The organism is Kiritimatiella glycovorans, from assembly GCF_001017655.1.
Lineage (GTDB): Bacteria > Verrucomicrobiota > Kiritimatiellia > Kiritimatiellales > Kiritimatiellaceae > Kiritimatiella > Kiritimatiella glycovorans.
The window spans coordinates 400,713-415,198 of sequence record NZ_CP010904.1; the positions used below are offsets into that span (position 1 = coordinate 400,713).

Annotated in this window: 10 protein-coding genes; 1 reads left to right on the forward strand and 9 read right to left on the reverse strand. The window is 64.3% G+C overall.

From position 1 onward, the window contains the following. The first annotated feature begins 9 nt into the window (after window positions 1-9). Window positions 10-2,655: a hypothetical protein gene (locus L21SP4_RS01750; protein WP_144413714.1), complete on the forward strand. Its 2,646-nt coding sequence runs from the start codon at window positions 10-12 to the stop codon at window positions 2,653-2,655. Between the two features lie 144 nt (window positions 2,656-2,799). On the opposite strand, the gene L21SP4_RS01755 is transcribed toward L21SP4_RS01750, so the two are convergent. From L21SP4_RS01755 to L21SP4_RS01795, 9 genes are all read right to left on the reverse strand, one after another. Beyond that, the gene (locus L21SP4_RS01755; RefSeq protein ID WP_052881047.1) at window positions 2,800-4,128 is read right to left on the reverse strand and encodes a sulfatase-like hydrolase/transferase; all 1,329 of its coding nucleotides are present in this window, start codon (window positions 4,126-4,128) and stop codon (window positions 2,800-2,802) included. Between the two features lie 5 nt (window positions 4,129-4,133). Further along, window positions 4,134-4,799 carry a type II secretion system protein gene (locus L21SP4_RS01760; RefSeq protein ID WP_082116440.1) on the reverse strand — a complete coding sequence of 222 codons (666 nt, stop codon included), beginning with the start codon at window positions 4,797-4,799 and terminating at the stop codon, window positions 4,134-4,136. Further along, window positions 4,796-6,268, reverse strand: coding sequence for a sulfatase family protein (locus tag L21SP4_RS01765; RefSeq protein ID WP_052881049.1), 1,473 nt, complete (start codon window positions 6,266-6,268; stop codon window positions 4,796-4,798). Before L21SP4_RS01765 ends, L21SP4_RS01760 begins: the two co-directional genes overlap by 4 nt. Before the next feature lie 12 nt (window positions 6,269-6,280). After that, window positions 6,281-7,033, reverse strand: coding sequence for a hypothetical protein (locus L21SP4_RS01770; protein WP_052881050.1), 753 nt, complete (start codon window positions 7,031-7,033; stop codon window positions 6,281-6,283). Window positions 7,034-7,043: 10 nt separating this feature from the next. Then, complete coding sequence (locus L21SP4_RS01775) at window positions 7,044-8,537, reverse strand: sulfatase family protein (RefSeq protein WP_052881051.1); 1,494 nt, start codon at window positions 8,535-8,537, stop codon at window positions 7,044-7,046. 89 nt (window positions 8,538-8,626) lie between these two features. After that, window positions 8,627-9,601, reverse strand: coding sequence for a LacI family DNA-binding transcriptional regulator (locus tag L21SP4_RS01780; protein WP_052881052.1), 975 nt, complete (start codon window positions 9,599-9,601; stop codon window positions 8,627-8,629). 185 nt (window positions 9,602-9,786) lie between these two features. Next, window positions 9,787-11,007: a hypothetical protein gene (locus tag L21SP4_RS01785; RefSeq protein ID WP_052881053.1), complete on the reverse strand. Its 1,221-nt coding sequence runs from the start codon at window positions 11,005-11,007 to the stop codon at window positions 9,787-9,789. Between the two features lie 25 nt (window positions 11,008-11,032). Next, window positions 11,033-12,301 (reverse strand): hypothetical protein, encoded by a 1,269-nt coding sequence (locus L21SP4_RS01790; protein WP_144413715.1) that lies wholly within the window; start codon window positions 12,299-12,301, stop codon window positions 11,033-11,035. Between the two features lie 147 nt (window positions 12,302-12,448). Continuing rightward, window positions 12,449-14,413, reverse strand: coding sequence for a sodium:solute symporter family transporter (locus L21SP4_RS01795; RefSeq protein WP_052881055.1), 1,965 nt, complete (start codon window positions 14,411-14,413; stop codon window positions 12,449-12,451). Window positions 14,414-14,486: the final 73 nt, after the last annotated feature.

Here is a 14,486-nt window from a genome sequence, read left to right on the forward strand (position 1 = left end):
AGACAGGCCGTGGGGCACAGGATGCACGAAGGGAAGGAGTGCGCCGGAACGGACGGATTGGCGGTGCGGCGCGACGCGGGCATTACGCTGGTCGTCGTGCTCGGCGTGCTCGCGATGCTGACCCTGATGGCGATCCACTTCTCCGTCAGCATGCGCACGCAGCGGCTTATCACGCGTCAGCAGGTCCACCAAACTCAGGCGGAGCAGCTCGTGCAGTCGGCCCTGGCGCGCTCGCTCATGGAAACGGAAAGGATCCTGCAGGCCCGCGAGCGGATCTACCCCGATTTCAGCGGACTGGACGGCGCCTCCAGCAATGTGCTGGTGTCCTTTCCGTCCTCGGGGGGCGGCCCGATGGGACCCGATGCCGGGTTCCCCGACTCGGCGTATCGGGATCATCTGCCCGCATCCGCCGAACCCGAGGCCCGCGCCGTGGCAAATACCGCCCGCTGGAATGAGATCGTCGACGGGGACGGCCGCGCGATCGGGCGGACGGGATATGTGCTGGTCGATCAGTCCGGGTTTCTCGATTTCAACGAAGTGTTCCGGGGGCCCCGTCAACGCGGCCTCTCCTCCGGCGAGATCCGCCTCGATCCCGGGCTTTTTCCCACGGAATTCGACACCCTCGCCCGCCTGCAGTATTTTCACGCGGCACGCTCCAACACCTGGAAGCGGTTTATGGGTCTGGAGGAACTTATCGGATCCGGAACGATCGTCGATTCCGAGTTCGCGCAGGCCTGGTCGTTTTTCCCCACCAACCGCTATCTCAATCCGTTTACCGGAAACACCAACGAAGTCGTGGACCGGATCGTGCTGGACCAGGACCTGGTGACGTTCGACGTCGAGGTCGCCGATCCGGAGGATTTTCAGGAAGGCAACGGCATCACGATGATCACCAAAACGGTGACGGCACCGCTCTGGGTCCGCAAGTACATGAAGGATGAGGAGAATTTCCAGGAGCGCGTCCTGACGGCCGTCGAGAATATGCTGGTCGACGCGGAGATCTACACGCGTGACGAACTGGACACGATGAGGAGCCAGAGCGATCTGGAGGGCGCGTCGAACCCCCTGGCTTATCCCCCGACCCAGATCATCCGCCAGCTCATCTACTACAACCTCGGTCTCCAGCGTCCGTGGCGGTTCGCCGAAGAGCACGGGATGGGGAAACCCGAGGCCCACTGGAGCCGGAACTCTCTGTTTAAGAACTGGCAGATCTGGCGCGGCCCGATGGTCAACGAGATCGTATTGGAAACCGATTACCGCGAGGATTACGAGGGGTCAACCAACGATTATCTTTTCGCCCGCATCTCGGTCGAACTCTGGTACCCGTACAAGGGCCATATCGAGTACCCGGAAGCGGAAACCGAGGACGGAGAGTCCGGATACTTTGAATACATCTTTCATGATCTCATATGCGGATATAACCAGTGGAGGGTCGTCGATTCGGGTGGTCCGCGGGCGGTGTGCAGGTGGTATATTGACCCCGACGGCTCTCAGCACGCCTGGACGGAACCCCGCTACGGCACGGCCCGTGTCCCTATCGACGTATCGGACGGATTCACCGGCGGAACGGGTTCCGATGCCTTTAAAGTCGGATCGCGTACCTTTGTGTTCGAAGTCGAGCAGCCACCTCCGTTCGCCATGAAATTCCAGCAGATCACCTCGCTGTACTACTATGAATCCGGAGGAACCCGCAGGATGCTGATGGATTCGAATTCGAGCGGGACGGATCACGACCCGAACGCGCACGCCCATCAGTCGTTCGGGCGGGTGGATAGCAATATCGGCGACCGCGGCTGGGAGATCGATTCAAATCCCGATGCAGGCACCTGGGTCACGGTGAGTCTCGAGGCGGAGGACCCGCGATTCAACAACGGGTTTCATCTGCTCTCGGGGTTAAATTGTGAGGAACGGCGTGACGAACACACCCTGGGAGAGATGAACACGCGCTGTACGTACATGGAACCGGGCCGCGACGGCGATCCGGATATGTTCATGCCGCCCAAGCCGGAGGAGGAGAGCGGGAACTACGCCGATTTCGACGCCGGGCAGCCCGAACTGACGTCGCTCGCTCAGTTCGGCCATATCCCCTACCGCAGGGCGGAGGGGGGCGAATGGCGCACGATCCCGTTCGTCGGAGATCGCGCCGTGCCCGTCTTCAAGTACTTCCAGTTCAGCCGGACCAACACGGTCCCGACCCGGGGGCTGGTGAACGTGAACACCCCGCACGCGCCCGTGCTCGGCGCGGTGTTCGATTCGGTCCCGTATGTCGACTTCCCCGGGTTCTCGGACACCAACCGGATGTCCACGGCATACGCACTGGGCCTGGCGCGAATGCTGGACCAGGTCCGCACCAATCGCAATGTGGCGGCCACGGCCGACCTCCTGCGGCAGTTCGATTACGACGATATCGAGCCGTTTCTGGATGAGAAGACGCGCAATAAGTGGGGCGCCGATTCGGTGATGGCTCACTCGTTCAACCTGCTCAACCCGCGCCAGAACCTCTTCACCATCCTGCTCGCCGCGCAGAGTACGGCACCGGACGATCCCTCGCAGGTGCTCGCCGAACGCCGGGCGGTGGCCCTCGTCTGGCGCGACCCGTTCCGCTCGCTCGATGGCCGCCACCGGACGGAGATCGTCTATTTCGAGTGGCTGTAAAGCCGGGCCTGCGAAGCGGGGCCGGGACCGTTATCTTCACGCGCCTGGTCTGCCGGGGGCAGGCGTGCGGCGCTACTACGAACGGGTGACGCGCCCTGGCCCTTCGGGCGCTTACGGCGCTACTACGAGCTTATTTCTCCCCGCTTATTCATACTTTCCGGAGAGCCACAGCGGTTCGTGGTTATGGCGGTTCCACGCCTCCCAGCGGCGGCGCAGCTGGTCGACCCGCTCCGGATACTGCTTCGCGAGGTTGTGTTTTTCCTCGAGGTCCTGCTTCAGATTGAAGAGCCGGGCCGGATGCCCTTTGCGGAAAATGAGTTTCCAGTCGCCGTGACGGATCGTGCGGAAGGAGCCGCGCCGCCAGCACAGCGTCTCGTGCGGCACGCCGTCGTTCCGGCCCGTCACGTACGGCACCAGGTCGACCCCCTCCAGCTTCCAGTCGGGATCGATCGACACGCCGGCCGCGGCCAGCGCGGTCGGCTGCACATCGAGCGTGCTGACGGGTTTCCGGTAGACCTTTCCGGCCGGAATATGTCCTTTCCACTGCATCAGGTACGGTACGCGCAGGCCTCCCTCGAAGTGGGTGATCTTGGTTCCGCGCAGGGGATCGTTGACGGAGGTGTTGCTGTAGGTCGGCCCGCCGTTGTCGGAGATCAGGAAGATCAGGGTGTTCTCTTCAAGACCCAGCGCGCGCAGGTGATCCAGCGTTCTGCCGACCTCTTCATCGAGCGCTTCCATCATCCCTGCGAAAATGCGTCGTTTGGGGTCGCTGATCTCCGGGAACTCCTCCGCGTAGCCGGGCGGGGCCTCCTCGATCGGGCCGTGTTGATTGTAGAATGCGAGGTACAGGAACCAGGGCTGTTCCCGGTGGCGGTCGATAAAATCGCGCGCCCGCGCGCCGTACGCGAAGGTGCTGTAGTAGCCCTCCTCCTCCACCTTGCGCGGCTGCGGGTTGTCGTCCCGTGAGTCGAGAATGACCGGGGTGGTGTAGGAGCGCGAGTTCTCCAGGTTCCCGTAGTACTCATCGAAGCCGCGCTTCGTCGGCCAGTACTCCGGCTTGAATCCGAGGTGCCACTTGCCGACCATCCCGGTCGCGTAGCCCGCCGTCTTCATGCGGTCGGCCATGGTCCGTTCCGTGAGCGGAAGCCCGTATTCCTTCCAGTGCTGGCCCCACGGCGGGTTGGTCTCGTGCCCGACCCGCGTCTGGACGCGCCCGAGCATCAGGCCGGCGCGGCTCGGGCTGCAGAGGGAGTCGGTGACGTAGCCCTGGGTAAAGCGAATGCCGTTCGCGGCGATCGAATCGATGTTCGGGGTCGGGATCTGCGGATTCCCTTGGCAGCCGAACTCGCCGTAGCCGACGTCGTCCACGTAGATCAGCAGGACATTGGGCGGATCGGGCTGCTTCGCGACGGCCGTCCGGGCCAGGGCCAGGACAAAGGCTCCGAGCATGAGAAGAGTTCTCTTGAAATCCATCACCGCTACTCCTCTTCCCCGTGAAACAGCAGGTTGTCGTTTTCCTTGAGGTAGTCCTGTTTCAGCGCGCGGACGCTGCCGTCGAAGAACAGGAAATTCATGAACTCGCCGTGGCGGGGCGGCCAGGGGACGCCCGTTTTGTGTTCGTGATTATCGACGAAATTATCGGCCTGCATCCACCAGGATCCCTGCCATCGTCCGTTCGCGAACTGGCGCGTGTCGCCGCACAGGACGGTTTCGCGCGGACGGCGGATGGACGCCAGCGTAGGCGGAATCCGGGAGTGCGGTATGATATAGCGGTTCGGACCGAGATCGCCCATGCCGTGATGATGTTTTTCCCCGGGACATTGCAGGACGTCGTAGTCCTCCAGGTAGCCGCCGTCCACGAGCTGGTTGCGCCAGAAGCGATCGACGTTCCAGCTCCCCTGGTCCCATCCGAAATCGCCGAGCCAGGGCAGCCTGTTCTTGTGATCGGAGACGTGTTCCATGACGGCCACGCCGATCGTGCGCAGGTGCGACTGGCAGCGCGTCATCTGGGCCTGTTCCAGTCCCTTTTGGATCGCGGGCACGAGGATCATCATCAGCACGGCCAGGATCGCGATCACCACGAGCAGCTCGACGAGGGTGAAGCCGCTTCGGCTGTGTTCCTCAATCCCGTGTCGCATCATCATAATCCCAGTTCGCTCCAGACCGTGAGGCTGTCTTCGCTTCGCAGCCGTTCCAGGATATCGGCCATTTCCGACGCGCGGCCGGGCAGGTCGTCGTACAGATTGAAATCTTCCTTCCGGTCGAGCGAAAGGTCGTAGAGCTGGGCTTTGAGATCGGCGGCCGGCATGCGCTCGGCGCTCCGGTCCCAGTCCCCGTTGCCGGGATCGCCGATATAGAGATGCCGGTCGTAGCGCAGGGCGAGCACCCCGCTGCGCCCCTGAAGCACAAGCGGTCGCTCCGGGGCCTGAACCCCGGCATCCATCAGTGCGGGCAGTACGTCGTAGCTGTCCGGCGCGGCGCCTTCGGGGAGGGTTCGTCCCAGCAGCGTTGCGAACGAGGCCATCAGGTCCGTCAGGCAGACGACCGACGACGAACGTCCGCCGCCGGCGATCCGCGCCGGCCAGCTCACGAGGAACGGCACGCGCACGCCGCCTTCGAGGCAGTCGCCCTTGTTGCCGCGCAGCGGCGTGTTGGGGTTGTAGTTCTCGTCGCGCAGGTCGCCGTGCATCCTTCCGACCCCGCCGTTATCGCTCGCGAACACGATCAGCGTGTTTTCCCTCAACCCCCGCTGTTCCAGGTGGCGTATCACCTCGCCCACGGACCAGTCCAGTTCCATCAGTACATCGCCGTACGCGCCGGCGCGGCTCCTGCCCTGGAAGTCCTCGTGCGCAATGTGCGGCGAATGCGGCTTGGAGGTCGCGAAGTAAAGAAAGAACGGATCGCGGCGGTGATCGTCGATGAACCGTTCGACCCGTTCCACCAGGTCGCGGGTGACGTCCTCCTGCCGGTAGCGCGCCTGTTCGCCGCCCTCCATGGTGGGTTTCCCGCGCTCGGGCCAGACGACGCGTATGGGGTCGTCCGGGTCATGGTTCCAGACGTGATCGTTCTCCATATAGACGTACGGCGGGAAGAAGTGGCCGACGGGGAGGATGAAGGAATAATCGAAGCCGTGCGTGTTGGGGTTGGGTTCGATCGGCGGGTGGTTCCAGTCGATGTCCCGTTTGTCCTCCTCGGTGCCGAGTCCGATGTGCCATTTTCCGATGCAGCCCGTGGCGTAGCCCGCGTCGCGGAACATCTTGGGCAGCGTGTAGCGGGCGGGATCGATCAGCGAGGGCGCCTCGCCGACCACGCCCTTCTTGAGCCAGGTGCGCCAGGGGTAGCGGCCGGTGAGCATGGCGTAGCGCGTCGGGGTGCAGATCGCCGCCGGGGCGTAGCCGTCGGTGAACAGGATGCCCTCCGAGGCGAGCCGGTCGAGACTCGGGGTCGGGACGCGCCGGTTGCCGTAGCAGCCGAGGTCGCCGTAGCCGAGGTCATCGGTCAGGATGACGATCACGTTGGGCGCCCTGTGCCCGGCTTTCATCGCCAGGCCCCGCGAGGCGGAGAGGCCGATCGTTCCCGCGCCCATCGATTCAAGAAAATCTCTGCGTTTCATACCTGTCCCTCTTCAGTTTTGCGTCGGGTCGGTGAGATTCTCGCCCGCGTGGTCGATGTAGACGTCGTCGAGGTAGATCGCGCGGTCGTCGACATCGCCCTTGACGAACCCGAACCGCGTGAAGTCCGTGCCCACGGAGTGGGGCAGGGCCTCGCGCACGAAATCGGCCTCCGTCAGGTGAAGCTCCGCCGAACCGTCTTCGGCGACAAGATGCACGTCTGCGTCCGCCTCGCCTTCATCGCCGTGACGGACGACCATCCACAGGCGATACCAGCGGCCGCTTTGAATTTTCATGCCCTCCAGAGGTTGACCGTCGGCGTCGGCGACCGGTTTGACGCCCGCCTCGCCGGAGTGTCGGAACCAGACCATCTGCTTGAGCGCGTTCGGCGTCTGAAAGTCCTGGTGCGAGACGCCGAATTTTACCGAGGTCGACGACTCGGCGCGGCCGAGGAAGAGGCGCATGAAGATTGTGCCGGTTCCGCGCGCGCCGCGGTCGATACGCAGCCGCTCCGCGTTCCAGAGGTAGTCGTGTTCTTCGCCGTTCCCCCTGCGGTAGAATTTGAGAATGCGGTTTTCGGGGTGCTCCGGATCGGTCATCGCCATCGCGCCCGTGAGTTCCGCATCCTTCACCGCCCAGCCCGCACGGCCGGCCACCGGTTCACCGTGGTCGTACGTGTCGAAGTCGTCGACCTTTTCCCACTCCGCGGAGCACGTCGCGGCGATGCCCAGTCCCAGCACGATCCCCGGTAAGAACTTTCGTTTCATGATGTCCCCCTCATTCCTGCAGTTCCTTCAGACGTCGATCCAGCCGCTTCACGACCTCCGGGTACTGATCGTACACATTCTGTTTCTGGTTGGGATCCTTCTCGACGTCGTAGAGCTGGCCGGGCGGGGCGTCGGGCAGCGGCTGTCCGTGTTCGTCGAGGCTGCTGTTTTCGAACTCGAGCCGCTTGTACGGGATGCCCCAGCGGATCTTCGGGTGGCCGCTCATACCGTGGGAGCCCTGCCTGGCCATATAGACCCACTGGTCCGAGCGCAGGGCGCGGCCGAAGATACCCTCCATGATCATTTCGCGCCGGGCGGGTTCCGCCGTCCGCGGATTGAGCATGACGGGAAGCTGGTCGACGCTGTCCGGTCCGGCGCCTGCGGGCATGGTCACGCCGGCGGCCGAGCAGCAGGTCGCCATGATGTCCGTCAGCGACATCAGGGTGCCCGTCTCGACTCCCGCCGGGATTTTCCCGGGCCAGCGCGCCATAAACGGGATCCGGACCCCGCCTTCCCACGCGTCGGTCTTCTGGCCGAGCAGATCCCCGTTGCAGCGGTGTCCCTTCGCGAGGGTCTTGCCCAGGTACACGCCGCCGTTGTCGCTGGTGAAGATGACGAGCGTATCCTCGCGCAGGCCCTTGCGGTCGAGCGCGTCGAGCACCCGCCCCACGCACCAGTCCAGCTCCTGGATGTAGTCGCCGTATCCCCCGCAGTCGCTGGTGCCCTGGAATCGTTCCGAGGGGGCGATGGGGATGTGGGGGGCGAGATAGGTGAGGTAGAGGAAAAACGGTTCGCCCCTGCGCTGATCTTTCACCCATTTTTCGGCGCGGTCGGCGAGGATGACGTCGACTTCATCTTCCGGCCGCAGCTCGTGCGCGCGCTCGGCGCCGACGCTGATTCCGTGGCCGTACCCCTTGTCGGTTTCTTTGTTCGGGATGATGCGGATCGGGTCGTCGGGATCGAGTCCGACCACATGATGATTTTCGACAAAGACGAACGGCGGTTCGTTGTGGGTCCGCGGCGTGCCGAAGAAGTAGTCGAAGCCGATTTCGAGGGGCCCCGGCTTGAGTTCGCTGTTCCAGTCCACGGGCGTCGTGCGCCCGAAGCCGAGATGCCACTTGCCGATGCACGCGGTGCGGTACCCGGCATCCTTGAGCAGTTGCGGCAGCATGATACGGCCCGGGTCGAAGCAGAGATCGCCCTGCCAGGGTTTTCCGCGCCGCCACCAGTAACGGCCCGAGAGGATCGCGTAGCGGGTCGGCTGGCACACGGACGCCGGGGCGTGGGCATCCGTCCACACCGTGCCTTCTTCCGCGAGCCGGTCGATGCGGGGCGTCTTCAGCAGCTCCGCACCGAAGCAGCTCAGGTCGTTGTAGCCGAGATCGTCGGCCATGATGAAGACGATGTTGGGCTGCTTCGGAGCCCGCTGACCCGCTGCGCTGGCGTGGAGTCCGGCCAGCGTCCCCGCACCGAGCGCCGTGTGTAAGAATTCGCGTCGTTTCATCCCTTCTCCTTAATAAATATCCACACTGCCAACGATTGCATATCGTTGGCTATTAACGGGGCGGTGTCAATGCAGAAATGCGGATCCGATCAGAAGTACGACTTGCGCGTTAGGTAATCGGAGACGGGAATCCGTGCGAGCGGGTGATCGCTCCCGTCGGTCTGGTCGATCAGATTCGCCAGCCGGTCGACGGCGGTGTCGGCGATGGTTTCGTAATCCTGTTCAGCGACGATCACCCGCTCGGCGGGGCGCGCCTCGCCGAGCCAGTCGTCGAAACACCCGATGGTGCAGTGTTTCCTGCGCAAGGCGTCGGCGTGCGGGATGGCGAAGGTCAGCACGGCTTCCTGCGAGGACCCCAGCAGCGCGACACGCTCGTCGAGCGCCTCCCAGTCGAGTCCGTCGCCCTTGGTTATGCCGTTGACCCATGTCACGCCGCGTTCGCGCAGTTCCCTCGCCGCGCCCGTGAAACGTTCCCGTTCGACGGCGTTGACCCCGCGCCGGAAGAGCAGCATGAACTGGCGCGCCCCGGCGTCGATGCAGCGCCGCACCAGCTCACGGCCCGCCGCCTCATTGTCGGTGGTGACGACGAGACCCTCGCCGTAGGACCGCTCCGGCGGAACGTCGATGAAGATGATCGGGAAATTACGCTTGCGGAGCGGATCGAGCGCGGACAGGTCGCGGATGTCGCGGCGGTTGATGATCGCCCCGGCGGAGAGCCCCTGCATCATCCGCTCGGCGGCGCGGTCGAACACCTTCTGGTCGCCGTGATGGACCGTGATGGCCAGATCGTAGCCCTTGTCGTGCGCGTGCTGGGTGGCGAATTCCGCCGATTTCCAGTCGACCGACGCCCCCAGCGTCGGGACGATGAACCAGATGATCTCCGCCTTCCCGCGCTTGAGGTACCGCGCGGCGAGGTTGGGGCGGTATCCCTTTTTCTCCGCGACGGACTGGATGCGTTCGATGGTCTCCGTCTTCAGCCGCGCGTCGTTGCGCAGCGCGCGCGACACGGTCGAAGCATTCACCCCGCAGATGCGGGCGATATCGTACAGCGTAACTTTCGGCATGGTGCATTCTCCGTATTAGGCTACGCAGTATAGATTTATGAGGGGGAATTGCAACAGTCAGGCGCAGTGAAACACGTGAAAAAAAGTTCGTAGTAGCGCCGCGAGCCTGCCTCCGGCAGGCCAGGCGCGTGAAAGATCACGGCCCTGGTCCTGCTTCGCAGCGCGTCCGAATTTCCCCCATCCCCTCACTCACCCCGTACGGTCTGCCGCGCGGCTTCGAGCAGCGGCGGGTTGTCGCGCACCTTGTGCCAGTTGTACATGCAGAGCAGCCGGCAGCGGGGGTGGGCGAGGGTCTGCCGCATCGCCCGCGCCCACAGCTCCGTTTTGTACGGCCGCAGCAGCATCCACTCGACCGCGCCCCACCACGGCGCATCGCTGAGTTCCAGCGCGCGCATCATGCCCTCGTCCCGGTTCGGATCCATGGCGTACCAGTAGTCGCTCCACCCTGGACACGAGTAGCGGTTTACTGCGGCGTTATAGAGCTTCTCGCCGAACTCGTTGCCCCAGCCGTGGGTGAAGATCCGCTCGCGCGGAATGCCGGCTTCACGGACGTGGCGCGAGAGATCTTCGAGGTGAAGCCGGATGACTTCCACCAGATCGTCTTCGGTGATGTTGCCGCGATCGCGCAGTCCGGCGGTGCGGACGGCGGCGTACCCGATCTGCACCGCGCCGCGGCTGAGGACGTCTTTGCGCGTCAGTCCGTAATCGGGGTCGTCTTCCGGAGGGTCGTCGAGCAATTCGTTGCCGTTCGGATAATAAAAACCGTTCACCCCGATCGCGCTCTCCCAACCCACGTTCAGGCCGGCAAACAGGTGCTTTTTTTCGCGCGGCAGCTCGCGCCACCAGCGGACGATGATCGGCAGCAGCTCGTCCATGGCCTCGTGGCAGGCGCGCCGGTATTCGGGGCTCATGAGGTTCGGCGGGGGCTGGACCCGGATCTGCCGGCCCCAGTTTCGCCAGCCGACCTTGAGCGCGTACTCCGGTCCCCAGTGTCGCCATTCGACGTTCTTCGCGTTCGCCGGGTCGTAGCCGGGGAGGTCGGGGTCCCACCAGTTCCACAGGTCGGGCCGGTTCTGCCACCACTGCTCGCCGTCGAATTTGACCATCACCGGCGTGCCGGTGGCCTCCGCCGCCTCGAGGTAATTACGCAGACTCTGTTTCAGCGTTTCGATGTCGACGGCGAGATACGAAAAGATCAGCTTGCACCCGGGCCGGATGTGCGAGGCGGGCAGGCCGGCGAACGCGTCGCGGAACTCGTCGAACGTCTCCGCCGTGATCGTGCCCGGTCGCTTCACGTTGAACCCCGAACGCGGCCCCATGTTGAACAGCAGGTAACGCTCGTGCGTATCCGCTCCCGCGCAGACCGCCCCAACGATCGCCATCAGCGGAATCAGCCACCGCTTCATGTTATTCCCCCTGAATGTCACAGGCCTACTCGTTCCGGTCGCGCGCATGGTCGCGGATGACCGCGCGGACGGCGTCCATGACCGCCTCGCTGTCGTCGATGTGTTCCCAGTTGTAGACGCAGAGGAATCGGCATCCCGGATAGAAGAGCGACTTCTCCAGTGCCCGTTTCCAGCGTTCGCCGTCGCGCGAGCCGATCAGGTTCCATTCCACGGAACCCCAGTACGGGGCGTCGGATTTCTTCAGCGAACGCATGATGCCCTCGTTCTGTGCGGGGTCGTCGGCGTTCCAGTAATTGCTCCAGCCGGGGCAGGCGTACTCGTTGAGCGCGGCCTCGTAGAGCTTTTCGCCCCGGCGGTTGCCCACGCCGTGGGTGAAGATCTTCTCGCGCGGGAACCCGGCGCGGTGGACCCGGTGGGACAGGTCGCGCAGGTGGCGGCGGATGACTTCGTAGAGGTCGTCTTCCGTAATGTCGCCGCGGTCGCGGATGCCGGCGCTCCTGACCGAGGCGTACCCGATCTGCGCCACCCCGCGGTCCGGCACCTCGGAGAGTTCGATCCCGTGGTCCGGATCGTGTTCGGCCGGCTGGTGGACGCGTTCATTGCCGTCCGGGTAGTGGTAGGCGTTGATGCCGATCGAGCTTTCCCAGCCGATATTGACGCCGATGAAGAGGTCCTTCTGTTCCGCGGGCAGGGCGCGCCACCACTGGCGAACGATCGGCAGCAGTTCGTCCATGGCCTCATGGCAGGCCGCGCGGTATTCGCGGCTGAAGAGGTTGGGCGGGGGCAGCACGCGGATCTGGCGTCCCCAGTTGCGCCAGGCGATCTTCAGGGCGTCGTCCGGGTCCCAGCTCGACCACTCGACGTTGGCCCGGTTGGCGGGATCGTAGCCGGGCAGGTCGGGGTCCCACCAGTTCCACAGGTCGGGCCGTTCCTGCCACCACTGCTCGCCGTCGAACTTGACCAGCACGGGGGTGTCGGTCTCCCGGGCGAAATGCAGGAAGCGCTTCAGGCTCGCCTTGAGTGTGGGCAGGTCGGTCTTGAGATACGAGAAGACGAACGCCATGCCGATGCGCACGTCCGATGCGGGCAGGTTTTCGAACTCCTCCCGGATGTCCCGGAACACGCCGGGATGGATGGTGTGCGGGTACTCCTGGAAGATCAGCTCCTCCGGCTGGCGCATGAAGACCAGGTAGCGCGTGTCGTCGTCCGGGGTCGTCGAGGCCGCGCCTGCAGCCCCGCCGGCACCGAGCGCCAGCGCCGCGAGCATAAGTAGACCGGTCAGTTTTCGAACCATGGTGTCGCTCCTTTTTTCGGTTCTTCGTGGATTTTTTGTGGCGATCGACGGCAAATCCGCTCGCGTCCCGTCGTACGCGTACGGATACGAATCATGTTCAGAACCAACCTTCATGCCCTTCAACTCCTTCATGGTCAATCCGCCCCGCTATCCCTCCCGGATGATCCTCCTCAGCCACAGACGATACAACCCGAACAGCGAGATCGCGAACAGAACGACCGTGATCCAGAACTCGACATCGAACTTCAGCAGCACGATCTGCATCGGGACGAGGAAGAGGGTGACCTGCCAGACCAGCGCGAACGGGACGGAGGCGAGATCGAGGCGGTTCTCGCGGTCGGTCGCGGCGCGGGTCTCGGGGTCGAGAAGCGCGCGGAAGGGTTTCCAGAAGCCGAACGGGCGGGTCTGACGGTAGAACCGCTCCAGCGTTTCGCGGTCGGCCGCCGGCGCGAGGAAGGTGCCGAGCAGCGACCCCGCCAGCGAGACGGCGATCAGCAGCGAGAAGCCGGTGAAGACATGGAGCCCGGGCAGCCACAGGCGCTGGAGGATCGAACCGATCAGGCCCGTCAGGGTTCCGGCGACGAACCCGCAGCCGTTGAACCGCCACCAGTAGAGCCGCAGGATGAGCGGCATGCCGAGTCCGGCGGTGAGGCCCATCATCAGCCAGCTCCAGATATCGTCGATGTTCTCCGCGAAAAATCCGATCAGCAGCGCGAGGAGCACCATGACAAAGATGATCCCGTACGAGGCCCACAGCAGCTCCCGGTTGCCCGCGCGCGGGCGGAGGTAACGCTGGTAGATGTCGCGCACGAAGAACCCGGCGCCCTTGTTCACCGCGGAGTCGAAGCTCGACATGCTCGCCGCGATCAGGGCGATCAGGATCATGCCGCGGAAGCCGGGATGGATGAAGTGCTTGATCGCCTCCGGCAGGATCCGTTCCGGGTTGACGGTCCCCGGGTGGTAGCCGAGCAGCAGCACCTTCTCGCGCCAGCCCTCCCCGAGCAGCGTGGAGAGTTTTGCGGTGAGGTCCGGATAGTCTCCCGGCGACGCGGCCAGGCGGGAGAGCAGCTCGCTCCACTCGTGCGCGGCGAGATCGGGGTGCGCCGCGCGGATCAGTTCCGCGGCCCCCGTGATCGTGGCGGGCTCGGGGAACAGGTTCCCGATCATCAGCACGCCCAGCGCGGCGAACGCCATCATCATCGGCCAGCGCAGCATCACGATCCACGTCCAGAAAAAGGTCAGCAGCCCGCACTCGCGGTCGCTGCGCGCGCCGAAGTACTTCGGATCCCAGCCCTCGCCGAGTCCCTGCTGGAAGGCCTTCACCGTGAAGAAGAGGATGCAGAGAATCAGCAGATTGTACTGATCGTACCCCGGCTGGAACGAGCACTCCCAGGCGGGGGTCACGGACGTCCAGTCGGCGTTGCCGGTGACCGCCGCGGCCAGATCGGGGAAGGCGCCGTCCAGCGCGCCGATCTTCGTCATGGCCAGCCCGCATACCCCGAACACGGCCACGGCGATGATCCCCGACTGGATCAGGTCGGTGAAGACCACGCCGTAGAATCCGGAGCACATGGTGTAGACCGTGGCCACGGCGAACATGATCAGCGAGCACTGGAACGGGGTGAAGGGGAGGAAGGAGGCGAGGAAGAGCCCGACGCCCTTGGAGAGGTAGGCGAGCAGGACGGTGGTGAAGATGAGGGTGGAGAGGGCCATCACGAGGCTCGCCGCCTGACCCTGCGCGCGCTCACCGAAACGGAAGCGCATCCACTCCGCACCGGTGATGCAGCCCGAGCGCCGGTGCCATTTTCCGAGCCAGAGCATCATGAACACGAGGATCAGGCATGCCCCGCCGCGGAATTCGATGAAGAGTCCGCGCGGACCGATCATGAAGAGGAAGGCGGTGATGAGCGACGTGCCGGTGATATCGACATACGACGCCATCCCGGAGAGTCCGAGCAGCCACCAGGGCAGCTTGCGCCCGCCGATGTAGTAGTCCTCGAGACTGGCCGAGGCATAGCGCCGCAGGACCGCGCCGAGCGCGACCAGCGCGAGCAGGTAGACCACGATCACCGCGCGGTCGAACCCGTTCAGCAGAAAAACATCGTGTTCCATATATGGCCGCGCACCTTAATCGCGCCGGAAAACGAAGACAAGATAAGAAATCGATTGCATCCCATCCGGCCTC